The organism is Pediococcus sp. AC40 (assembly GCF_030252485.1).
Taxonomy (GTDB): domain Bacteria; phylum Bacillota; class Bacilli; order Lactobacillales; family Lactobacillaceae; genus Pediococcus; species Pediococcus acidilactici.
The window spans coordinates 293,966-317,789 of the sequence record NZ_CP127012.1; the positions used below are offsets into that span (position 1 = coordinate 293,966).

A 23,824-nucleotide genomic window follows, 5' to 3' on the forward strand; every position below is an offset into this window, starting at 1 on the left:
CGAGGAGAACTCAATGTGCAGTAAAAGAATTTTGAATTTATCCGGTGGATTTAACTTTCGTGACTTAGGAGATTATCCGGCAGCTAACGCGCACCGAGTAAAGTGGTGTAAGCTAGTTCGGTCAGGATACTTATCGGATTTGACAGACCAAGATCTTCAAAAGCTGGTAGATTACGGGATCAATTTAGTGATTGATTTACGTTCAAAGTCAGAAGTACAAAGTTTTCCGGATAGATTAAACTCCCATATTAAATATATTAACTTACCAATCTTTCAAGACGATCAAACGGAAAGCGGTGCATCTTTGAAACGGATTTATCAGCTTTATGCACGTAGCAACCAAGGTGGCTTTCAGAAGATGATGCGATCTTACCGTAAACTGATTACGGATCCACACGCCCAACAGGCCTATCATCACTTCTTTGAATTATTGGAAAAGTACGGTAGGAACGGTGGAATTCTTTTTCACTGCTCGGCTGGAAAGGACCGAACAGGGATGTGTACAATGCTGTTATTAGCTGCTTTGGGGGTCGATGATAAAGTGATTCGAGAAGATTATTTGTTAACGAACCCAGCTTCTAAAGCGCGCATTGAGTGGCGGCGTAACGAAGCAAAAAAGATGCATCTAGGAAGAAACTTTGTACAATCTGTTGAAGATTTAGCTTCTGTGAGGGACGAATATTATGACCAACTGGTAGGGATGCTTAATTATCAGTATGGTGGTATTCCCCAGTATTTAAAAAATGAAATCCAATTGACTAAGGCACAAAGGCAAAACCTACGAAAAATTTATCTCGACTAAATAAGTTTTTGATAGGTAGATAAATTACAAAACAAGCCATGCTAAAGAGGTTAGAAAATAGCAATTCTAACCTCATTTTTAGCATTCTTATGAAGTGAATTCAGGGTTAATAGTTTTATTTTAGAAAAAGTTTTCTATAATTTAAGTAGCTAAGGCAACGGAAAAAACTAAAGAAGGAAATCAAAATGAAAGTGAAGCCAAAAATCGTTGGAAACGTTATTAAATCGGTTAATCCTTATGGTTGCCGGCAAGCAGTTTTAAATCAAATTAATTACGTAAAGTCTAAGGGGAAATATGCGGGACCTAAAAAGGTGTTAATTTTGAGCGGTTCATCAAGTTATGGCCTAGCTACCCGAATTACCACGGCGTTTGGCAGCGGTGCAGATACCATTAATGTAGCTTATGAACGGGGGCCAAAAAGTCCTGAACAATTAGGTTCTGCGGGGTGGTATAACAGTATCTTTTTCAAACAATTTGCTGAGCAAGCTGGGTTGATTGCGCAAAACTTTATCGGCGATGCGTACAGTGACACCATGAAACAACGGGTGATTGAGTACATTAAAAATGAATTTGGCGGAAAAATTGATCTGCTTGTATATAGTTTAGCAGCGCCGAAGCGCAACGACCCCCGGTCCGAGAAAGTATGGCGGTCGGTCTTAAAACCAATCGACCAAAGCATGACTGGCGAAAATATTGATTTAGAACACGAACGGTTATTCACCGAAACGATTGCACCAGCGACTCCAGAAGAAATCCAAGGAACTGCTAAAGTAATGGGCGGTGAAGACTGGGAATGGTGGATCCAAGCGTTAAAGGAAGCCCATGTATTAGCAGATGACTTTAAAACGGTGCTGTATTCTTACATTGGCCCACAAATGACGTATCCATTTTATCATGAAGGAACCTTAGGGGTGGCAAAAACGCAAGCTGAAAGATCCGCCGAGCGGATTAATCAGGAATTGAAGCCGCTCCAAGGACGAGCGCTAGTTTGCGTATCAACCGTAGTGACTACTAAGGCAAGCGTGGTCATTCCAATCATGCCAAAGTACATGATTGCTTTGTACAAAGTGATGACCGATGAGGCTACGCATGAAACACCAATTATGCATAAAGATCGGGTTTACCGGGAAATGATCTATGGGAAACATCCAATTTACGATCCAAAAGGACGACTACGCGCAGACCATTATGAATTACGGCCTTCGACGCAGGCAAAAACGGCAGCCCTATACCAACAAATTAATGCAGATAATTTTAAAAGTCCGATGACGGGTTATGCTCAATTTAGAAAAGAATTTCTTAATACGGCGGGATTTGCGGTTGATGGTTTAGAGAATGATGAGTTTGAATTTTCTGACTTATTAAATCTAAAACCATAATAAACGGTTTACTGGGGATAACGAAGAAATCAAAAAACTGTCCAAATGAAAACTAGCATAAGCTAGAAATTCATTCGAACAGTTTTTTCGTAGATACTAAGTTTACCGGAAGTCTACGTACATCCATTGGACTACGGAAACACCCTTTGTGGAAATTAAGTCAGCTGAATTAGTTGGTTGTCGTCCATCAACGGTAAAAATCCAACCACTTTTTTCATTTGCGTCAGTTAGGTCACCAATGCTATTAACGTATAAATAGCCGTTGGCAGACTCATAATAGTAATCTAGGTTTTGCTTCGTAAAAAACGCTTTAGAAACGTCAAAAACGGAGGCATTCTCTGGCCAATCTAAAGTGTGATGAATCGTGTATATCTTGCTGATGGCTGCATTTTCTTTCCGATATTTAGACGGAGTTGTTCCAGTTATTTTTTTGAAAATCTTAGTAAAATAGCTGGTTTGTGAGAACCCCGCAATGTTAGAAATTAAATTAATCGGTTTCCGACTTAAAATTAGTTCCCGTTGGGCGTGAGCAATTTTTTGCTGATTGATGTAATTAATAAAATTAATATCCATGTATTTCTTAAAAATGCGACTTAAATACGATGGTGACAAAAATACGTGTTCGGCTACTGTACTAAGGGTTAATTGACTAGTTAAATTTTCACAAATGTAGTTAGTAGCTTCTTTAATACTCCGAATGGCTTCAAACTTTTCAGTACTAGTTCGAACTTGTGGATCTTCGGCAGTAGCAATTGGTAAAACGTTGTTAGCAGAGCTTTTTAGCTGCAGTAGCGTACTTAAATAATTTATTTTGGTCAACTGTTCATCGGTCAGCGGTTCTAAAACTTGGGCAGTCAAATCTTGCCGATTAGCAAAATGGCTGTTAAATAAATTAGAAAGATATTCCTTAGATACTTGGATCCGATGGTTAGAAGACTTTGCAGAGCTGCACATGGTGAATCCCCAAACCTGGTTATTGAGAATGATTGGGAAGATGATCGACTTACCAAAGTGTTCAGGATCGAGTGTTTTTTGAACAACTTTATTATCGGTGATAATGTCGCCACGGTAAACTAACACGCCAGTAAAGCTATAGAAAAGCACGTCGATTTGGGTGATTTCGTAAAAAGCATTTAACGAATTGGCAAGTTTAGTGTAAGAGTCCGGCGTATAACGATCGTCATGCGTTTGTTTTAATGCACTTAACATGATCAACCTCCTAATGAAAAAATATGTGAAAACGATTTCTTTCGTTAATTATGGAGCAAAAAAATACTATTCACAATGCAATATAATGTCAATTTATTGCTAAAATGGCAATATTTTTAGCGGTGATTGTAAAATATTGTCACCACGACAAAATAGTACACGTTGATAGGAAAGGACAAATTATTACCACTTTTTGTGGAAAAAGTATCACTTTCAAAGTTTTGGGAATGGTACCGTTAAAGTAACCTTTTAAAGAAAGTGGTTACAGATGAAAGAGCAACCGTTAAAGTCGAACACTAATCAACGGAATTCGACACTTGAGTTTGAACGCCTAAACCCAAGCATTATCTTTGCGTACTATTTACTTTTAATCATGATTACCGTTTTATTTAATTCCCCCATCATTTTAATGATTGAATTTACCGCGGTTTTGGGATTGTTAATTCAAGTTTCTGATATGATGTCGGCACTTAAAACGCTTAAAGCAACGGGAATAATGGCACTTTTTATTATCATTATTAATCCGCTGACCAACCATAACGGTGCACACTTACTGACGTCTTTTCACGGGTTGACGATTACTAAAGAAGCGTTATTGTACGGAATTTTAATGGCTTTGTCTTTAACTAACGTAATTTTACTGTTTGCTTCGTATAACAAGCTGATGACTAACAATAAATTTATGTTTTTGTTTGGTAAAATTTTGCCCCGCCTGTCGTTGCTAACGATGATCGTAATGCGATTTATACCTTTATTTCTAAAGCGCTTCAAAAATATTAGCCAAATTCAAAAGATGCGAGGAATTGATGTTGATCAAGGTAGCGTACGGCAACGAACTAAGGCTTTAATGCAACTAATGCAAGTATTGCTGGTGGACGCTTGCTATAACGCCTTTCAAACTGCGGATTCGATGACTGCCCGCGGTTTTGGCAGCACCAAAAGGTCCAATTACCAGCGTTATCGGATGACCCGCCGTGATATAACATACGCGGGAATCTTAGCTAGCGGCGGAATAGTTTTAATTGGGGAAGCGATTCGTCGAATAGGTGTAATTCAGATTTATCCTAGTTTGCAAATGAATTGGGGGACTTGGCAAGAAGAAGGACTCCTCATTAGCACGGTGGCTTTGATTTGTGGATTACCAATGGTTGTAGAGTTGAAGGAGGAACTTTGGTGGAAATTTTACAAGTAAAAGATTTATTTTTTAAATACGCTCTCGCTAAGAGGGATAATTTGGAAAATATTAATTTAAACGTCAATCAAGGTGACTTTATGCTGATCATTGGTGATTCAGGAAGTGGAAAAACTACCTTACTAAAACAATTAAAAAAGGAGTTATGGCCAGTTGGCGAACGTCGGGGAGCAGTAAAGTTTAAACACCAGTCCCTGAGTACACTATCGCCAATTGAAAGTGCCCGGAGAATAGGGATGGTTTTTCAAAATCCGGATGATCAAATTGTGATGGATACGGTAATCCAAGAGCTCGCCTTTTCCCTTGAAAATGTTGGAGAAGATAGTGAAAACATCCAGCGTAAAATTGCTGAAATGGTTAGCTTTTTTGGCTTTCAAGATATTTTATACGCATCAGTAAACGAACTTTCCGGTGGACAAAAGCAGTTGGTTAATTTGGCGGCGGTATTAATTTTGCAGCCTGAATTATTACTTTTAGACGAACCCACCGCGCAGTTAGACCCCATCGCAACTAAGGAATTCATCAGTCTTTTACAACGGGTTCATGATGAACTAGGGGTAACCATTATGATCAGCGAACACCAACTCGACGAATTATTGCCCTTGGCTAATCGATTATGCATTATGGAGGAAGGTAAACTAACTTTTACTGGTAACGTGGAAGAAGGGGTGCAACATGCCGTTCAAGATCAGAAAATGGCTGAGTTCATCCCTGAAGTTCCTCGTCTTTTTTTGGCAGAAAATTTAATCGCCACGTCTTCTAAGGATACCGTACCACTAACGGTGGTCGCTGGTAAGCGTTTTATCGATTGCCATGGGATTAAATTTCAGCAACGAAAGCGGATCATCCCTTCACTGAGTGGTGACCCAGCTTTAAAGATTGAGCATGTCGATTTTAAATACGGGCGAAATAGTCCACTGATCTTAAATGACTTAGGGCTAACTGTACAACGCGGTGAATGGCTATCAATTGTGGGGCGAAATGGTACTGGAAAGTCAACCTTACTAAAATGTCTAATGGGGATGGAAAAAGCGCGACGAGGTAAAATTACCGTGTTCAATCGTAAACTTGCTAAATGGGAAAGCGGTCAGTTGTACCGAATGGTGGGGTATTTATCGCAAAATCCTGCCGATCACTTTAGTTACGATACGGTGCTTGAGGAATTGGTTAACCGAGCCAAACAATTAGGATCAGCGGAACCCCAAGAAATTGCTGAGTCAATGTTAACGCGTTTAAAAATTAACTCCTTGAAAAATAAAAATCCACACGATACCAGTGGCGGTGAGCAACAGTTGATCGCCTTAGGAATTATTTTAATTGCCCATCCCCAAATTTTACTTTTAGATGAACCTACTAAGGGACTAGACCCGTTGCGTAAAAGGAGTTTAGGAAAGCTATTGCAAAAGCTACAAAAAGCAGGAATGACAATCATCACTACTAGTCACGATATGAGTTTTAGTGCTACCTATGCTACCCGCTGTGCCATGTTGTTTGACGGTAAAATTACTTCTACAGCAGACCCGTACTCCTTTTTCGCTAAAAATTTCTTTTACACCACCCCCATTAATCGGATGGTGCGGGACCAATTGCCAACGGCTTTAGTATGGAGGGAGCTTAGCCATGAATAAGCAAATGACGGGAATTACTTTCTTAATTGCCATTGTAATTTTCTTGGTTTTTTTAACCTTCGTAACTGCACTACAAGGTCAGCACTTTCTTTTATTTAGTTTTATTTGTTTAATCGCGAGCGTAATTCCCTTTTATTGGAAATTCGAAAGCAGTGCTCTAAAAGCTCGTGAGGTGGTTTTTTTAGCGGTACTAATTGCAATCGCTGCAGTTAGTCGGGTACCATTTGCAATCATTCCCAACGTACAACCGACTAGTTTTGTGATTATCACTGCAGGAGCAGTGCTAGGTCCAGAATCGGGATTTATTATTGGCTCGACAGTGGCGTTAACGTCGAATATGTTTCTTGGACAAGGGCCGTGGACCCCATGGCAAATGTTTGCGTGGGGGATGATGGGGATGACGGCCGGATTGTTGAAAAACACCCCGTTAGTTAATCACAAATATGCAATGGTGCTTTTCGGTTTTGTCTGGGGGTTTGTTTTCGGGTGGATCATGGATTTGTGGTATTTGGTAGCGTACATTAACCCGCTGAATTTCAAGGCGATGCTACTAACTTTTCTAGGAACCGGATACTTTGATTTACTACACGCTTTATCAAACGTTTTTTTCTTACTGATTTTTTACAACTCATGGAAAAAGACCATTACTCGTTTCAAAATTAAGTATGGACTGCTTGATTAAGAATGATTTGCCCAAAAATAAACACGCCAATGCGTTCGGTACAGAAGCAAGGCGTGTTTTAGTGTTTATTCATTTTCTTTGGAAAAAATTTGGGACGCTAAAACGGCTCTTTGCCACCTTCGATAAAGGCGTTCACGTTTTTTAGCGGTATAAACGGGTTGAAATTTAGTGATGGGATGTCGAAGTTTTTTGATTTCGGTGAGATCTTCCCAAAAACCAACGGCTAGTCCAGCTAAGAAGGCCACTCCTAAGGCTTTGATGTCGGTAGTTTCTGAACGATTTACGTCCACCCCTAAGATATCTGCTTCAAACTGCATTAAGAAATCATTTTTAGCCATGCTACCGTCGGTGTAGACCGTCTGAAGTTCTGCCTGCATGTCCTCTTGCATAGCCAAAATAACGTCTTTAGAACGGTAGGCAATTGACTGCAGGGTGGCACGCACAAAATCTGCTTTGGTGGTTTTATCGGTCATCCCGAAAACCGCGCCCTGTACTTTTTCGTCCCAGTAGGGTGCACCCATTCCGTTAAACGAGGTTACTACGTATAGGTTATCGTTGGTAGATTGACTAGCAACTGCTGCCGAATGCAAAGGATCTTTAATCATTTCCAGACTATCTTGTAGCCAGGTAACCGCAGTTCCGGCAACAAAAATATTGCCTTCTAATCCGTAATAAATTTTTTTATCAAGTCCAAAGGAAACCGTGGTAAGTAAATTATTTTCGGAATGAACCATGTTTTCACCGGTGTTTACGGTAATGAAGGCGCCAGTGCCGTATGTAGCGCTAATTGCCCCGCGGTGGAAAGCCAGCTGGCCTACCAAAGAGCTCTGTTGATCACCAATCATCCCGGCGATAGGTACGGAACAGTTGAAAAACGCGGATCCAATCGTGTAGCCAAAGATTTCCGAGTTAGAACGTACTTCTGGCATCAGTTGAATGGGAATGTTCAGTGCTTTCAATAACTCTTCGTCCCAGTCTAGAGTACGAATGTTAAAAAACATCGTTCGACTGGCATTTGTGTAATCGGTGACGTGAGCATGGCCATTGGTTAACTTCCAAAGTAACCAGGTCTCGACCGTGCCAAAAAGCAGTTCGCCGTTTTCGGCCTGCTGTTGGGCATGGGGAACGTGGTCTAAAATCCACCGAATTTTAGAAGCAGAAAAGTACGAGTCTAATACTAGTCCCGTACTGTTTTTGACTAGGTCTTTATAGTTGGAAAGGTTCCAAGAGTCGGTGATTTCGTTGGTCTGGCGTGAGCGCCACATAATGGCATTGTAGATGGGTTTGCCAGTCCTTTTATTCCAGATGATGGTGGTTTCTCGTTGATTAGTAATCCCAATTCCAGCGATTTGCTTAGGGCTAATTCCCGAAACAATCAATGCGTTAGCCATCGATGAATAAACTTTTTTCCAAATATCTTCAGGAGATTGTTCGTACCAGCCCTGATGGGGACTTTCTTGGGATAACTCTCTAGAAAAGCTAACCACCTCAGAGCTAGCATGATTAAAAATCACGGTCTTAACTACCGAAGTACCAGCGTCAATTGATAAGATGTATTTTTGTTTCAAGTTTCTGCATCCCCCTGTAACAACGCAATAAACGAACTTTTTGAAAGACAACGGCGATTGTAGATTTAAGTATAACACGATTCGGTGAAACAAATAATTTGTTTCACGGACCTTTCAGGAAACTTTTTAAGATAATTGCAAAAAACACCCTGCAACAAAGAAAAAAACGTTTTTTTAAGGAAGAAAACTTAGAAACTCTCCGGAAGTAACTTGCTTTTATAGTCGTAAATGAATTATGATATTATATGGAAAAATTGAATAAACTCAATATCTTATAATCTTTTGGAGGCAAACATGTCTGAACATTATTCCGATCCAAAGCTTAAAATTTTCGCTTTGAATTCGAACAAGCCCTTAGCGGAAAAAATCGCCAAGGCAGTTGGTGTAGAACTCGGGAAAACATCGGTTGATCGTTTCCGTGATGGTGAGATTCGTATTAATATTGAAGAAAGTATTCGTGGGGATGAAGTTTACATTATTCAATCCACCTCTGCGCCGGTTAATGATAATTTGATGGAAATGTTGATCATGATTGATGCTTTGAAACGTGCTAGTGCCAAGACAATCAACATCGTAATTCCATATTATGGATATGCTCGGCAAGATCGTAAGGCCCGTTCGCGGGAACCGATTACTGCTAAGTTAGTAGCAAACATGATTGAACGTGCGGGTGCAACCCGGATTATCGCACTTGACTTGCACGCAGCACAAATCCAAGGTTTCTTTGATATTCCGCTCGATCACTTGATGGGTGCACCATTGTTAGCTGATCATTTCATTGAACGGGGCTTGAATGAAAATGCGGTAGTAGTTTCTCCTGACCACGGTGGAGTTACGCGCGCACGTAAGTTGGCAGAATTTTTGAAAGCACCAATTGCAATTATTGACAAACGTCGTCCACGCGCAAACGTTGCAGAAGTAATGAACATTATTGGTGAAGTTAAGGGCAAACGTTGTATCATGATTGACGATATGATTGATACGGCCGGAACGATTACTTTGGGAGCACAAGCTTTGATCGATGCGGGCGCAACTGAAGTATATGCTAGTTGTACACACCCAGTTTTATCGGGTCCAGCGATCGAAAGAATTCAAAACTCGCCAATCAAGGAATTGATTGTGACGGATTCTATTCAACTTCCAGAAGAAAAGAAAATTGATAAGATCACAAGCATTTCGGTAGGACCTTTGATCGGGGAAGCAATTCGTTTAATTCACGAAGACAAACCGGTTAGTCCATTATTTAACAATCGTTTTAGTACAGAACACTAATACGGGTTGGCGTACCGATAGCAAAAGAATAAATAAATGCAGAGGCAAGAACGAATTTCTTAGCCTCTTTTTTATGTACCGGCTACTTTGAAAGATAAAACTCATTCAATTTTTAAAACTTGGTAAACAAGCCAATTTTTGGACCCTAAATCATTTACAATAGAATTAATAATTTTAATTGGAGAAGTGAATTATGAAATTTTGTTTGAACTGTGGCGAAGAATTACCTGAAAAGGCACATTTTTGCCCAATTGCGGGGCTAAAATCGAAACAGCATCAAGTGAAAGTTCCCGGCTTTCTCGTGCAGAGTTGCATAAAAATCGGCAAGAAACACCATTAGACGATTTGAAAGAAAGCGCGGATACCAAACCGGAAGAAGAACCAACGATTAGTCGCGCTCGCAGAAAAACTGGTGCTTCTACGGACCTCAAGGAGGGTGCGTTAACTACGTTGCAATGGATCGGAGGCAATTGGTTAACGGCGCTGCTAGTTTTGTTAGTAATTGGAGCAATTTTTTACTGGCTAAGTAAAATGGTTGGGGTAGTTTTACTGGTGGTGGCGGTTGCTGCCGCATTTTTCTACGCTCAACGAGTGGGCGCTGGTGACCGTAGTGCAGACCAGGCTGTGAAAGCAGCTCTTCAAAAGGGGGGCGAAGCAGGTCGTCAGGTTTGGCAAAAATTGCAAACGGCGTTACTAAAAAAACGTGGTAAAAAGGATTTCACCACTCCAACTGCCGAACAAAATTCCGATCCAACGGAAGCAGAGGCAGCGGAAGCGACTGCGGAGCCGAAATCTATGAAAGAAGGGGCTTCGTCAGGGGTAAATAATCCTAAACCAACTAATGGCACTGACGTACGTAAAGGGAAGCAACGCTGGACGTTGAAAAACAAGTTCATTATGGGGATTGCCATTATTACCGGAATGGCTGCTTACTGGGCACCGTTTGCTTCGGCACCCACTGCCGGGTATAACGTTAAAACTTCCCTTATGAGTATTTTGAAGACGTTAGGAGACGATCAGCTTGCTCACTTTTTATGGGTGATTCCCGCATTGCTCTTACTTGGAGCGCTTTTGCAATTCCATTGGCTGACCAAATGGGCGAGTTACCTAAACTTGCTGTGGTACGGAATGATGTTCTTTTTGATTTACCAAAATGAAGCCCAATTAGTTGGCCTAGGTAACATGTTCAACGGAGTTCGTTGGGGATGGGGTGGCTATTTAATTGTTGCTTGCAGTATTATCTTATTATTAATGCATTCAAGAACGCGTACTCGAAAATAAAGCATATTACCACCGCTACCTAGCCTAGGTCGATGGTAATATGCTTTTTTATGCAACAAAAAAGGATTCTAGACTTCTCACACTAGAATCCCACTAAGAGGAAAGGCGTTCCCAATCAATCGTGATCTCTTTATTGGAAAATTTATCGATCTTTACACCTTCAACTTCAATTACATATTCAATTGTTCAGCCGTCGTGCTTCTAACCTACCTGAGGTTTTGTTATTACGTCTGCTGCTGCATGTCTAATCAAACAAAGGGTTTGACGAAGGATACACTCGTTCAGGCTAACGGTGAAATAGACGGTCTTGGAGTTTCATTAAGATATTCTTCGAAACGATAGACCTCCAGTGAACTATTGGGTTTTTATTTGGAACAGTGCCTAGGATAATTACCTAAGCGAAGTATTTATGTCATTGGACACACCTACTTGATTCAATGCTTGGAGATGACGTTGAACATTACTCTTTAAAAAGATGATTGCCACTCCATTCATCAATCCATCGTGCGTAAACACTTAATCATTACGACGTCTCTAAACGTCAAAACTTTTTCACGGTACGCTCATGATGCAACTGATTAGCGAATAGAGCTAATATTCTTGCCTTTTCGTCGGTTCTGGCAATCTGAGAACCAAGGCAATCTGAGAAGTTTTTGATTGAAGAGGAACTATTTCCTTTCCTCAATTAGAATATTATCACAAGTTGTAAGCGGTTGCAATATAAAGACTCGAAACTACCAAAAAATATTTTTTGGTAGTAAATTTCAATGCTAAATTAAAACTTACTAAGCGTCGTGGAGGCGATTAGCGAGTTTTGATAGTTATATTTAATTTCAACACGTTAATGTGATATAGGCGAAATGCATTCCAGAACCCAAATCTCTCCAGATAACTAAATTAAGGTATTAATCGCAATTCACGATTAATACCTTAATTCTGTTAAGCCTCAAGATTTACCCGGGTTCTGGAGCGCTCTAAACTATTCCACCCAAATCTTCACACCTTTATAGATGTTATAAATGAAGAGGGCCAAAGCCACAATTCCCATTAATCCCACAATTAAGAACAGTACCAAAGAGGTGGTTGGAAAATGATTTCCCGTAAAGCTGTGCGCAGTAGCGAGAATTCCCAACCCAAAACCTAACGGCAACAAAATGACGGGAATGAGGTGAAGCCAAAACGCCGTAATTGCGTGTCGATGAGCAGGTGCATACTGGACATTACTGGTAAGTACCATCACGATAATTGGAAAAATAATTGGTAGAAAAAAGATGCTGAAATATGAAAGTGAACTTAAAAATTTATTTTCGGTAGACATAAATCTGCTCTCCTTAAATTAGTTTAGGCAATAGATCAGTTTTCAATTGAAAAGGTGACAAAAAGGTTGTTTTTGTAAGACGTTAAATTCTGCGGTAAAAATTGTTTTATCTTTGTAAGATTATTAATTGATAAAAATAGGGGCTCGAAAAAATTCTCGCCCCGATAGTATATAAATTACCAAATAAAAGTGCAATACCGTTTAAAAATTGCTTAAAACATCGTTAAGTAATTACCCTTTTTTGGCTTCCTTAGCCTTACTTTTAGCTCGTAATTCATCCTTTAGCTTTTCAATATCTTCTTCGTGAGCAGCTTTCCATTTCTTGTATGAAAAGCGAGCATCGGTATCCGTATCCCCAATTTTCATTCCGGTTTCAAGCCAAAAAACTGCTTCCGATAAACTACCAAAGTTGCGCATCCAAAGGGTGTGTCCGTTTGCGGAATCTAAAGCGACGTAAGAACGAAACTTTTTAGTCAGGTAAGTATGTTTGCGAATCTTGAAGGCTTTTCGTTGCCGAGTTAGCTTGTAATCAGGAAGAATATAGTGCCCAGGGTGCTTTAAAACGGGGACGTTATCCTGCCGTTGGCTCTTAAATTCTACAAGCATTGCCTTCGCGGTGGGTTGGTCGATAATATTTACGTCAAAATTTGCCATGTAAACTCCTCCTGATTATATTTCTAGTAATATTTTAGCATAAATATTAACCAACCGTTCTAACAAACCCCTACTTTATAAATCTCTTAATTTGAGAATGCTTCTAAATTGGTATACAATGCTATTTGCATTATTTTTTATTATTTACTATATAGAAAGGAGACCATTTATATGCGTAAGTATATTTCAGAACTTATTGGTACTTTTGTATTGGTCTTTGTAGGAACGGCAGCAGTAACGATTGCTCATGCAAACGTAGTTGGAATTGGATTAGCCTTTGGGTTAGCCGTAACCATTATGGCTTATTCAGTAGGAGCAATTTCAGGGGGACACTTTAACCCCGCAGTTACTCTTGGAATGTGGATTAACAAACGGATTAGCGGTGCAGATGCCGTTTATTACGTGATTTCCCAATTTATCGGAGCGGTTTTGGCTTCCGGAATGGTGAAGTACTTCCTTTCCGCAATGGGTGCTTCCACAGCTAACTTGGGTCAAACTGATTTCACTAAAATTTCGGCGTTCCCTGCGTTAGTTACCGAAGCATTGGTTACGTTCTTGTTTGTATTAGTAATTCTGTTCGTTACTAGCAAGCAATACGGCAATGCTAGCTTTGCTGGATTGATTATTGGCCTAACTTTGGCATTGATGATCATCGCAACCTTAAACTTAACTGGTGGTTCATTGAACCCCGCACGGAGTTTTGGACCTGCTATTTTAGTGGGTGGCAGTGCGTTATCCCACTTCTGGGTTTACGTGGTTGCTCCACTAGTTGGTGGTGCAGTTGCTGCCGTTGTAGCTAAGGCTCTAGGTAGTGAAGCTGAATAATTAGCTGAGTAATAAAACAGGCTGAGGATTGGGATAATGCCCAATTTCCTCAGCCTATTTTTTATGCCGATTTTTTTTACGTTCTAAATTAAGTTCGCGTTGCAAGTGGTCGACCTTATGATCCAACTGGTCGATTTTTTCAAATAGCCGACTAAAATCATCTTTATTAGCGTCGGTAGTTTGACTCGTGAAAAATCCCGTAATCGTACTGGTTAACAAACCGATAAAACCAACCCCGGCGATCATTAAGAAGGCGGCGATAAACTTACCGACGTTGGTGGCGGGAGAAATATCGCCATATCCAACCGTCGTTGCCGTGGTAATTGCCCACCAAAGCGCGGATGGGTACGGGACCTTCTCCACTATGGAATACATCAAGGAGCTCAATACTAAGATGAACATACTAGCGGTAAAAAGGTTCAAAAATCCTGATGAGTAAACAAAACGGTGCACAGTTTTGGAAAGTTTACCATCCAAACCAAATCGCCAGAGTAAGTGGTGGTGCCGAATTAGTCGCCAAACCCGGCCAATTCGAAAAATAGCGAAGGCCGGATGCAGCGGAATTAACGATAATAAATCAAAAGTGTTATCAAAGAGAAATCTTTGCCAGTGCCTACTGATGGCTAGGCGATAGAAAAAATCGATCGTATAAAGGAGCAGTAAAACATTTAATAAATGGGCTAATGGTGGAGCGCTTAAACGGATGGCATGGGGATCCAAAAACGAGCCCACGACGATTAGGAATGAAAAGAGGGCGATGCCCGCAATTCCAATGTCGTAGCTTAGCTGCCAATTGATTTTTGTTTTCGTCATGAGTAAAATCTCCTAAATTAATAGAATTATTTTAACGCATTTCTGACCGGTGTAAATAGTTTAGAAATGATATGATAGGACTAATTAATCCTAGAAGAGGTAAAGCAGATGAAAAAAATATTGGCATTACACACTGGCGGAACAATTTCGATGTCGGCTAGTAATGATAAGGTAAAGACTAACGAAGAAAATCCGTTATTGGATACCCAATTTATTAACGAAAATATTGATTTGGCAAACGAAGTCGTATTAAATAAGCCTTCAGAACACATTACCCCAGAAGATATGTTGGTAATTAAAAAACGAGTCAAAAAGGCAATCGACAATGATGAATGTGACGGAATCGTAATTACCCACGGTACCGATACGCTCGAAGAAACGGCTTATTTCCTTGATCTTACGATTCCAAGCGTGATTCCAATTGTTTTAACGGGCGCAATGCGTTCTTCTAACGAGCTTGGTTCTGATGGTGTTTATAATTTCCAAAGTGCGATTTTAACGGCGGCTTCCGACGAAGCTACGGGCAAGGGCGTGTTAGTAGTCATGAATGATGAAATTCACACCGCCCGGTTTGTTACTAAAACCCACACAACTAACGTAGATACTTTCCGGACGCCAACGTTTGGACCGTTAGGAATTGTATACAAACGGGATATTCGTTTCTTCCAAGCCTTAATTAGCCAACAAGTTTGTGATATTGACGAGCTAGTTTCTGGTGTTTACTTAGTTAAGGCTTACGCAGGAATTCCAGGAGCCATTTTTGAGACGCTAGATCGCCCAGAAACTAAGGGGATCGTTATTGAAGGACTTGGTGCGGGAAATTTGCCAGTTGAAGTGGTAGAACCCATTCAAAAATTGATTAAAAAGGGAATTCCAGTAGTAATGGTTTCCCGATGCTACAACGGGCTTGCTGAACCAATTTACGATTACGTTGGCGGCGGCATTGACTTAGAACGGATGGGAGTAATCTTCTGTCAGGGACTTAACGGACAAAAGGCGCGGATCAAACTCCAAGTGGGGTTAAGCAATCACATGAACGGCAAAGAAATTGCTCGCTACATGCATGACGCCGTTTCTTAACGAAGCCCGTGTATAATAGAACTGTGGAAAAACAGAATGGGAGGAAAGAAAATGACAAGTTCAGTTAAAGAAGATTTTTATGATGCAGTCAACGGAGAATGGCTAAAAACGGCTAAAATTCCAGACGACCATTCCTCGACCGGAGGTTTTATGGACCTCGTTGACGGAGTTGATAAACAGTTAATGAAGGATTTTGCCGAAATGCGGAATCACGAAGTTGAACCAGATACTACCGAGTTGGCCGAATTTATTAAGTTTTATGAAATGGCGGCGGACTTTCAACAACGGGATGCGGATGGAGTGGCTCCGTTATTGCCATACCTTGCACAAATTGAAAAACTGCAAAATTGGGATGACGTCAACGCTAACCTAAAGGAATTATTCTATAACGGGGTTGATTTACCGGTGGATATCGGAATCGAACCCGATTTAAAGGGTGACGGTGCCGACAAACGTAACGTTTTGTGGGCTGGGGGCGTTAGCTTGATTTTGCCAGATAAAACTTATTACGACGCCGATAACCCCAATGGACCACAACTAATGAAAATCTTTACCGAAATGATGAACCAGCTCTTGGTAAAGATTGGTAAGTCACCTGAAGAGGCGCACGAGATTGTTGAACAAGCCAAACGGTTTGACGCTAGCTTAGCACCATACCGTAAAAACTCGGAAGAACTTAGTGACGTTGCGAAACTCTATAATCCAATGGAATTTACGCAGTTTGCGGACAAAGTTCAAAGTATTGACGTTAAAAAATTAGTTCAAGAATTGTTAGGTACGCAACCAGAACAAATTATTGTTACCGAACCTCGCTTCTATGAAAACCTCAACCAAGTGGCTAATGACGAGACTTTTGCCGACTTTAAGAGCTGGGCGTACGTTAACATGGTCCGTTCTTTGACGGGTTACCTTAGCGAAGAGTTCCGACAAATTGGCGGAATGTACGGACGGGCGTTGTCCGGACAGAAAGTTTCCATGCCGCAAGAAAAGAGTGCCTTTTATCTAGCACGCCGGACCTTTAGCCAAGTGGTGGGCGAATACTATGGCCACCGTTACTTCGGGGAAGCAGCTAAAAAAGACGTTCACGAAATGGTGGTTGCCATGATAAACGTTTACGAAAAGCGCTTGGCAAACAACGACTGGCTAGGGGAAGCCACCAAACAAAAGGCGATTACTAAGTTACGTTCTTTGAAGATCTTGGTGGGTTATCCAGATGAACTGAAACCAGTTTATAAGAAATTAAAAACGAAAACTGCAGCTCAGGGTGGCAGTTTAGTTGAAAACGTACAAAACTTCTCGCGGATTTTCCTTGAAGACCAGTTAGCCAAGTACGGTAAAAAGGTTGACCGCAGTGAATGGCACATGAGTGCGGATACGGTGAATGCTTATTACTCTCCGGAAGGCAATTTAATCTGTTTCCCAGCAGCGATTTTGCAAGCGCCGTTCTACAGCTTGAAACAAACTGCTAGCCAAAATTACGGTGGAATAGGTGCGGTAATGGCTCACGAAATTTCGCACGCCTTTGATCCTAACGGGGCCCTCTTTGACGAATATGGCAACATGGACAACTGGTGGACGCAAGCTGATTTAGATCACTTCCATGAACTATCCGAAGCCATAGTTCAAGAATTTGATGGACTGCCATTTGCGGGCGGCAAAGTTAACGGTAAGTTGGTGGTAACGGAAAACGTTGCTGATGATGGCGGACTTAGTGCGGCATTAGAGGCGACTAAGGATACCGACGATGCTAACTTAGAGGAATTCTTTACAAATTGGGCGCGGATTTGGCGGACTAAGGCAACCCCAGAACGAGAACAATTACTGCTAGCTATTGACGTTCACGCCCCATCCAAACTGCGGGCAAACGTTCAAGTTCAAAATTTCCAAGAATTCTACGACACCTTTGACGTAGAACCCGGTGATGGAATGTACATGGCTCCAGAAAAACGGGTGCAAATCTGGTAATTTCAGGACTTAGTGCAGGAAAATTACTGAATAATTTAGTTGATTAAAAAGCCGTTTGGTGAAGTGTTAACTTCGCTAAGCGGCTTTTTAGGTTAGCAGCTTGGGAAAATAGGCTTGAATACTGCATTAGTGGGACTAACGATAGCAATATTATTGGCGGATGGTCGGGTTAGCTTAGGAGGGCCAGCAAAAAACTGCGACTAAGTAAAATTTAGCTATTTTAAAACTAAATGTTTGATTAGATTTCTAATTGTGTTATCATTGTGCCACAAAATAAAAAAAGCGTGGGAGACGAGTAAATTATTTTGCGCTAACAGTGAGTCAAGAAATAGTGGAAACTTGATTAGTGGCAATTTAGTTGAATAACACTCCCGTAAGCTCCAGGCTGAAATGTAGCGCGCACAGATTAGGCTTGGACGTTGCCGGTCCGTTACCACCGGAGCGTATGTTAGTACGTGTTTTGAGGTGATCCGTTCTGATGAATGGGTAACTTGGGTGGTACCGCGAAAGTCTTTCGTCCCTAGTATTCTGGGGGCGGAAGGCTTTTTATTTTGTAATTAATCTCAAAAGGAGTGAAGAAGATGCATTTAACAATTCCAGAAAAATATGAACCAAAATTGTCCGTACGCGAAACTCAAAGGGCGATTAGATTTATCCGTGAAACCTTTCAAGACGAATTTGGGAAGGAGATGAACTTATCAAGAGTTTCGGCACCAATGTTTGTCGACCACTCCACGGGGCTTAATGATGATCTTAACGGGACGGAGAGTCCGGTTTCTTTTACAATGCAAGACTTGCCAAACCATAAAATTGAAATTGTTCATTCACTAGCCAAATGGAAAAGAATGACTTTATCGCGCAACGATTTTGACTTACATGAGGGCATTTATACCAATATGAACGCTATTCGTAAAGACGAAGATTTAGATAATTTGCATTCCATCTACGTTGACCAATGGGATTGGGAAAAAATTATTGCCAAAGAAGAACGGACTACGGCAGTTTTAAAGGAGCACGTCCGTAAAATTTTTAAAGTGATTAAGCATATGGAGCATGAAGTTTGGTATAAATATCCCCAGGCTGTTTATCATCTACCTGATAAAATCCATTTTGTCACGACGCAGGAGTTGGAAGACCGCTGGCCTGAAAAAAGTCCTGAGGAACGGGAAAAGGCGATTACGCAGGAGTTAGGATGCGTTTTTTTGATGAAAATCGGTGGACCCCTTAAGTCTGGAAAAAGACATGATGGTCGTGCTCCCGATTACGACGATTGGAACTTGAACGGTGATATTTTGTTTTGGTACGCTCCTTTGCAGTGTGTTTTGGAGCTTTCTAGTATGGGAATTAGGGTTGACGAAGACGCGCTCCGCAGACAATTAAAAATGGCTAACGCCGAAGACCGTAGTCAATTGCCTTTTCATAAGGCGTTGTTGAACGAAGAACTACCGTATACAATTGGCGGCGGAATCGGTCAATCGCGACTATGTTTGTTGCTGTTGGGGAAGGCGCACGTTGGCGAAGTGCAAGCCAGCATTTGGCCGCAAGCAATGGTTGAACAATGCAAAAATGCGGGAATTCAACTTTTATAAATGCGGCGAAGGGCGTAGCTTTATTAAAGTAGCGAAACAAGGATTATAGGCTGCAAAACAAGGGCACTTTTCCAAGACTTAAAACTTGGAAGAGTGCTTTTTGTGTAGGAATTATTTGCTGAGGGGATTAGTAAGGTGATTAGTAATTGGCACATTTTTGGCAAAACACGAACTTTATCTGTAACTAATTTTATGCTATATCGTACTTTACTTATTTTAAGGATTAGAGTAGACTATATCAACGTGCTTTTTTGTTTAAATCGAACTAAAAGGAGAAAGAGTTTTGAAGAATATCGCTAAGTATTTTCAATTTGAACAATTGAAGACGAATTTTAAAACCGAGATTATTGCGGGAATCACTACTTACATCTCGATGGTCTACATTATGTTTGTTAATCCAAACGTTTTAGGCGCTTCGGGGATGGATAAGGGAGCTATTTTTACCGCCACGGCCTTAGCTAGTGCAATTGGATGTTTCTTAATGGGAATTTTGGCAAACTATCCGATTGCCTCCGCACCGGCTCTAGGAATCAACGCCTTTTTTGCTTACTCAGTAGTTATTGGGATGAAGGTGCCTTGGCAAACCGCTTTGGCTGGAGTATTCGTGGCTTCACTGATTTTCTTGTTGATTACAATTTTTAAATTACGGGAATTAATTATCAACGCCATTCCAGCTGATTTAAAACATGCCATTTCAGCGGGGATCGGGATGTTCGTTGCCTTTCTAGGTTTGAGCCAAGGTGGTCTGGTGGTTGCTAATCCAGACACCATGGTTGGCTTAGGGTCCTTCACCACGCCAACCACCTGGATCACCGTGTTTGGCTTGGTGATTACCATTATCCTAATGGTTCGCCGGGTTCCAGGGGCAATTTTCTTCGGGATGGTTCTGACCACGCTATTCGGCATGGTAACTGGAGTAATTCACGCGCCGACCCACCTGCTAGCTGCCGCACCAAGTTTAAAGCCAACTTTTCTAACCGCGGTTTCACACGTTGGTGACATTAACACCCTCCAACTCTGGGTGGTAGTCCTTACCTTCTTATTGGTAACTTTTTTTGACACGGCGGGAACTTTAGTAGGACTGGCTACTCAGGCAGGATTTATGAAGGATAATAAAATGCCCCGAGTCGGCAAGGCTTTGATGTCGGATTCGACCGCCATGCTAACGGGTTCGTTATTAGGAACTTCGCCCGTGGGTGCGTTTGTGGAATCCTCAGCTGGGATCGCGGTAGGCGGCCGATCAGGTTTCACGGTGGTAATTACCGGAATTATGTTCATCTTGGGAATCTTCTTCTCCCCGTTGCTAACGGTGGTCACTTCCCAAGTAACGGCGCCGGCACTTATTATTGTTGGAGTTTTGATGGCACAGCAGACACGTGAAATTAACTGGGATCGTCTAGAAATTGCCATTCCTGCATTTTTAATTATTATTGGAATGCCGTTGACGTACAGTATTTCAGATGGGATGGCCTTAGGGATTATCAGTTACCCAATTGCCATGATTGCTGCTAAGCGCGGTAAGGAAGTGCATCCGTTGATGTACGGATTGTTCTTCGTTTTTATTGGGTTTATCGCAATTCTTAACGTTTAAAAAAATTAATTAATCAGTTTTGGAAAGTGGAACAAACTGACTTTTGGCACACGTTTTGGTGCTATTAAAGCCAAAAAACCAAAATAAAAACGATTCATGAGGAAGCTTCACCTCATCATGGATCGTTTTTTGTTTAGCGGCTTTTGTCCCACTCTCCTTTTTTAATCAAACGGCAAAACGTTTTTGACTAACATAAGTTAAAAAGTCATAATTAATAACGGATTATTGAAAAAACTTTGGTAGATTAGAATCCGGTATTGGAGATTCGTCAATAGTGCTGAACACTCGGTTTTATTGAAAATTAATTTTTGAGGTGGCAAATGGCAAAACAGAAGTATTACGTAGTAAAAATTGGTAAACAGCCCGGAATTTATCGGACTTGGGCCGAAACTGAAGCGCAGGTTAAGGGATTTTCTGGGGCAAGCTATAAAAGCTTTGGAACGTTAGAAGAAGCTGAACAGTGGCAAGCTGGTAAGGAAGTTACGGAGGCTAAATCAGCTAAGAAAGCTATCCCGCAAAAGCAGCCGCAAATCCCCCAAAAAGATCCTCAGGTTCCAATCGATCGGATCCTTTTATATACGGACGGCGGATCCCGCAATACGGGTACCGTAAAAGGTGGTCACGTGCGGCAAGCGGATTTAGCAGCGTGGGCGTACTTGTTGAAAAAAGATGACCAAGAATATTCTCAATCGGGTGGTGAGTTTGGTGCCACTAATAACCGAATGGAGTTAACGGCCCTTTGGCGAGGGTTGGAAACGGCGTTGGCTAAAGTCGGCAAGGACGCACCAATCACGGTGATTTCTGATTCTAAGTATATTTTAAACGCCATCACTAAGAAATGGCTTGCGGGATGGCAACGCCGCGGCTGGAAAAAATCCACCGGCGCCCCGGTAGCTAACCAGGAACTGTGGCAACAGATTGCTAAGCTGCTACCCCAATTCACTGATTTACAATTTTTATGGACAAAAGGTCACGCCACTAATCAAGGAAATATTTTTGTTGACCATAAATTAAATAAAATGATGGATTATATGGAAGAAAAGGGAATGGTCCCCGTAGATGATAAGCTTCCAAAATAATTGCAATTAATTTAAAAATGCCCCTTCATTGTTAGACGTTAATCTAATGGCGATGGGGCGCTTTGGTAATTAGGGTGTTTAGAATTTATCAGTGCTAGATAACTGGTAGTGCTGGATGGTCCCGGTCGTTTTAACAAGGGAAAAACCAGCTTCTTTCAACACTTGAATTTGCGAGACGTTTTCCTGATCAACCGCCCCGTTAATTTGCGATAGTTCTAATTCTTGAAATGCAAAAATAATTAGCCGTTTTAAAATCTCTGTCATTGCGGCAACCTGCAACGTTTCATCGGACAGGGTGAATTGGATGGTGGCTTGTTGAGGATGGTCGGCAAACTCAGTTAATCCCGCGATGCCAATAAATTGTTGGTCGGCGCGGCGGGTGATCCCCCAAACCAAGGCGCGGTTATTCATTACTTGCCGCATTACTTGGTTAACGTAGGCAACCGTGTCGGTGAGTTCCTGATCGGCCGGGCGGTGCTCTTGTTGTGCAATTTGGGGATGGCTTCGGAGGGCAAAAATGTCCTTTACCTTAGTTTTGGTAAGCCAATCCAGACTGTATTGGTTAGTCAAAATTGGGTGATAAAATTCAAATTTTTTCATGGTACCCTCCTGCAAAATAGTACGAAAGAACCCGGTAGTTTTTAGCGATTAGTAAATAATTGCTAGAAGTTACGCGGGTTCTTTTTTGAATTATGAAACGGGCCGCCGAGCTTACTTGGTTTTCATAAAATCGGTGATGCGCTTTAAGTCATCGTCGGTCGGCGTGTACGAGTTTTCCTTGATTCGGTGAATCTTTTCTACGGATAGATGTGTTCCAAAGGCAACGTCAGCATCCGTAAGGTTATTTTTCTTTTGGAAATTGATAATTTTTTCCGCAAATTCTGTTACGCCATTCATAAAGAATCCCTCCATAAAGTTTCCATCTATGTATGATAAATCCTATCATAATTGCCGGGTTAAACCTAGCAAACTAAATCAATAGCTGATGATTTTTATCAAGACTAACTTTATTATAACGCTCTTCGCCATAAATGCTTAGAGGAGTTGCTGGTATTCGTTTTCGAAGAAACTATTTTTGGCGTATACCATGGCAATCGGCCGACTAATATCAAGTCCTTTAATGGGCAGCGTCACTAGGGATTGATCTGCAAGCTGAGGCTTAACTAAGGAACGGTACATAAAGCTCACGCCCAAGCTTTGAAGCAAGTTAACGATCCCACCGGAACTTCCAAATTCAATTACTTGAGCGAAGTCGTCTTTTTTGACGTTGAATGCACTCGCCCAATCTTCGAAAACTTTCCGGGTTCCTGAACCGTTTTCCCGAAGCAATAGCGGTTCGTCCAATAAATCGGTTAGCGTAAGCGAAGAACGTTGGGCGAGTGGCGAGGAAGCACGGGTAACCGCCACAAAGTCTTCGGTAGTAATGGTTTGGCTGCTGTATAAGGACTTGTCAAAGTTACCTTCCAAAATTCCGATATTTAGCTTTCCGGTATCAATCTGAGACAAAATGGTGCGGGTATTAGCAACCGTACACTGAATATGGGTGTAGCGATCGTGCCACTTTCGCAACAGTTGCGGAGCCATAAAAATACTTACTGAATGAGTTACTCCCACTCGAAGCGTGGTTGCTTTGGCAGGATGTTGCAGCCGTTGTACCAGTTGGTTTTCTTGATGTTGGGTAGTTTCGATGAATCGCGCTAGAGCTTGTCCGGCAGGGGTGATGCTCAAATGCGGGTGGCGGTATTCCACCAATTTTAGCTGGAGTTCGTTTTCTAAACTCTTAACCTGTTGGGAAACTGCAGGCTGGGTAATAAATAATTCCTTAGCAGTTTTCGTGTAGGATTTATTTTTCGACAATAAAGCAAACGTGGCGTAGCGGTTATCAATCATCGTAATT

Annotated in this window: 21 protein-coding genes; 13 read left to right on the plus strand and 8 right to left on the minus strand. The window is 41.3% G+C overall.

Translation table 11 applies throughout. The annotated features are described in order from the left end of the window. Positions 1 to 13: 13 nt before the first annotated feature. Both NL111_RS01360 and fabV read left to right on the plus strand, forming a co-directional pair. Positions 14 to 802 carry a tyrosine-protein phosphatase gene (locus tag NL111_RS01360; protein WP_285110352.1) on the plus strand — a complete coding sequence of 263 codons (789 nt, stop codon included), beginning with the start codon at positions 14 to 16 and terminating at the stop codon, positions 800 to 802. 185 nt (positions 803 to 987) lie between these two features. After that, positions 988 to 2,181, plus strand: coding sequence for an enoyl-ACP reductase FabV (gene fabV / locus NL111_RS01365; RefSeq protein WP_285110353.1), 1,194 nt, complete (start codon positions 988 to 990; stop codon positions 2,179 to 2,181). Positions 2,182 to 2,283: 102 nt separating this feature from the next. On the opposite strand, the gene NL111_RS01370 is transcribed toward fabV, so the two are convergent. Next, positions 2,284 to 3,390 carry a helix-turn-helix domain-containing protein gene (locus tag NL111_RS01370; RefSeq protein ID WP_220444088.1) on the minus strand — a complete coding sequence of 369 codons (1,107 nt, stop codon included), beginning with the start codon at positions 3,388 to 3,390 and terminating at the stop codon, positions 2,284 to 2,286. A gap of 268 nt (positions 3,391 to 3,658) precedes the next feature. On the opposite strand from NL111_RS01370, the gene NL111_RS01375 reads away from it, so the two are divergent. Genes NL111_RS01375 through NL111_RS01385 form a run of 3 tightly spaced genes read left to right on the plus strand, consistent with a single transcriptional unit; the run spans position 3,659 to position 6,892 of the window. Beyond that, on the plus strand, positions 3,659 to 4,582 hold the full coding sequence (locus NL111_RS01375) for an energy-coupling factor transporter transmembrane component T (RefSeq protein WP_285110354.1): 924 nt from the start codon (positions 3,659 to 3,661) through the stop codon (positions 4,580 to 4,582). Beyond that, positions 4,564 to 6,210: an ABC transporter ATP-binding protein gene (locus NL111_RS01380; RefSeq protein WP_285110355.1), complete on the plus strand. Its 1,647-nt coding sequence runs from the start codon at positions 4,564 to 4,566 to the stop codon at positions 6,208 to 6,210. Before NL111_RS01375 ends, NL111_RS01380 begins: the two co-directional genes overlap by 19 nt. Then, a complete protein-coding gene (locus NL111_RS01385) occupies positions 6,203 to 6,892 on the plus strand; it encodes an ECF transporter S component (RefSeq protein WP_002830128.1) in 690 nt (229 codons plus the stop codon). The genes NL111_RS01380 and NL111_RS01385 overlap by 8 nt, the downstream gene beginning before the upstream one ends. Positions 6,893 to 6,957: 65 nt before the next feature. Here the strand turns inward: NL111_RS01385 and glpK are convergent, their stop codons facing one another. Then, complete coding sequence (glpK, locus tag NL111_RS01390; RefSeq protein WP_036672252.1) at positions 6,958 to 8,460, minus strand: glycerol kinase GlpK; 1,503 nt, start codon at positions 8,458 to 8,460, stop codon at positions 6,958 to 6,960. A 294-nt stretch (positions 8,461 to 8,754) separates the two neighbouring features. Here glpK and NL111_RS01395 point away from each other — a divergent pair, with 294 nt between their 5' ends. Together NL111_RS01395 and NL111_RS01400 are read left to right on the plus strand one after the other, a co-directional pair. Then, positions 8,755 to 9,732, plus strand: coding sequence for a ribose-phosphate diphosphokinase (locus tag NL111_RS01395; protein ID WP_002830125.1), 978 nt, complete (start codon positions 8,755 to 8,757; stop codon positions 9,730 to 9,732). Between the two features lie 243 nt (positions 9,733 to 9,975). After that, on the plus strand, positions 9,976 to 11,013 hold the full coding sequence (locus NL111_RS01400) for an ABC transporter (RefSeq protein WP_285110596.1): 1,038 nt from the start codon (positions 9,976 to 9,978) through the stop codon (positions 11,011 to 11,013). A 979-nt stretch (positions 11,014 to 11,992) separates the two neighbouring features. On the opposite strand, the gene NL111_RS01405 is transcribed toward NL111_RS01400, so the two are convergent. Then, positions 11,993 to 12,331, minus strand: coding sequence for a hypothetical protein (locus NL111_RS01405; RefSeq protein WP_002830991.1), 339 nt, complete (start codon positions 12,329 to 12,331; stop codon positions 11,993 to 11,995). A gap of 231 nt (positions 12,332 to 12,562) precedes the next feature. After that, positions 12,563 to 12,985: a hypothetical protein gene (locus NL111_RS01410; RefSeq protein ID WP_002830120.1), complete on the minus strand. Its 423-nt coding sequence runs from the start codon at positions 12,983 to 12,985 to the stop codon at positions 12,563 to 12,565. 171 nt (positions 12,986 to 13,156) lie between these two features. Here NL111_RS01410 and NL111_RS01415 point away from each other — a divergent pair, with 171 nt between their 5' ends. Beyond that, positions 13,157 to 13,810, plus strand: coding sequence for an MIP/aquaporin family protein (locus NL111_RS01415; protein ID WP_002830992.1), 654 nt, complete (start codon positions 13,157 to 13,159; stop codon positions 13,808 to 13,810). A gap of 54 nt (positions 13,811 to 13,864) precedes the next feature. Here NL111_RS01415 and NL111_RS01420 read toward each other — a convergent pair whose 3' ends face one another. Continuing rightward, complete coding sequence (locus NL111_RS01420) at positions 13,865 to 14,623, minus strand: potassium channel family protein (protein ID WP_002830993.1); 759 nt, start codon at positions 14,621 to 14,623, stop codon at positions 13,865 to 13,867. Positions 14,624 to 14,731: 108 nt separating this feature from the next. Here NL111_RS01420 and NL111_RS01425 point away from each other — a divergent pair, with 108 nt between their 5' ends. From NL111_RS01425 to NL111_RS01445, 5 genes are all read left to right on the plus strand, one after another. Beyond that, complete coding sequence (locus NL111_RS01425) at positions 14,732 to 15,703, plus strand: asparaginase (RefSeq protein WP_002830116.1); 972 nt, start codon at positions 14,732 to 14,734, stop codon at positions 15,701 to 15,703. 51 nt (positions 15,704 to 15,754) lie between these two features. Continuing rightward, positions 15,755 to 17,668, plus strand: a complete 1,914-nt coding sequence (locus tag NL111_RS01430) for a M13 family metallopeptidase (protein ID WP_285110356.1) — start codon at positions 15,755 to 15,757, stop codon at positions 17,666 to 17,668. Between the two features lie 581 nt (positions 17,669 to 18,249). Continuing rightward, positions 18,250 to 19,257 (plus strand): aspartate--ammonia ligase, encoded by a 1,008-nt coding sequence (asnA, locus tag NL111_RS01435; RefSeq protein ID WP_053905783.1) that lies wholly within the window; start codon positions 18,250 to 18,252, stop codon positions 19,255 to 19,257. A 283-nt stretch (positions 19,258 to 19,540) separates the two neighbouring features. Beyond that, positions 19,541 to 20,848: an NCS2 family permease gene (locus NL111_RS01440; protein WP_002830113.1), complete on the plus strand. Its 1,308-nt coding sequence runs from the start codon at positions 19,541 to 19,543 to the stop codon at positions 20,846 to 20,848. A gap of 320 nt (positions 20,849 to 21,168) precedes the next feature. Beyond that, the gene (locus NL111_RS01445; RefSeq protein ID WP_024862628.1) at positions 21,169 to 21,927 is read left to right on the plus strand and encodes a ribonuclease H family protein; all 759 of its coding nucleotides are present in this window, start codon (positions 21,169 to 21,171) and stop codon (positions 21,925 to 21,927) included. Between the two features lie 78 nt (positions 21,928 to 22,005). Here the strand turns inward: NL111_RS01445 and NL111_RS01450 are convergent, their stop codons facing one another. The 3 genes from NL111_RS01450 to NL111_RS01460 all read right to left on the minus strand — a co-directional run bounded on the left by NL111_RS01450 (position 22,006) and on the right by NL111_RS01460 (position 23,817). After that, a complete protein-coding gene (locus NL111_RS01450) occupies positions 22,006 to 22,527 on the minus strand; it encodes a GNAT family N-acetyltransferase (protein WP_285110357.1) in 522 nt (173 codons plus the stop codon). 111 nt (positions 22,528 to 22,638) lie between these two features. After that, a complete protein-coding gene (locus NL111_RS01455) occupies positions 22,639 to 22,824 on the minus strand; it encodes an LBP_cg2779 family protein (protein ID WP_002830110.1) in 186 nt (61 codons plus the stop codon). A gap of 138 nt (positions 22,825 to 22,962) precedes the next feature. Further along, the gene (locus NL111_RS01460; protein ID WP_285110358.1) at positions 22,963 to 23,817 is read right to left on the minus strand and encodes a LysR family transcriptional regulator; all 855 of its coding nucleotides are present in this window, start codon (positions 23,815 to 23,817) and stop codon (positions 22,963 to 22,965) included. Between the last annotated feature and the right edge of the window lie 7 nt (positions 23,818 to 23,824).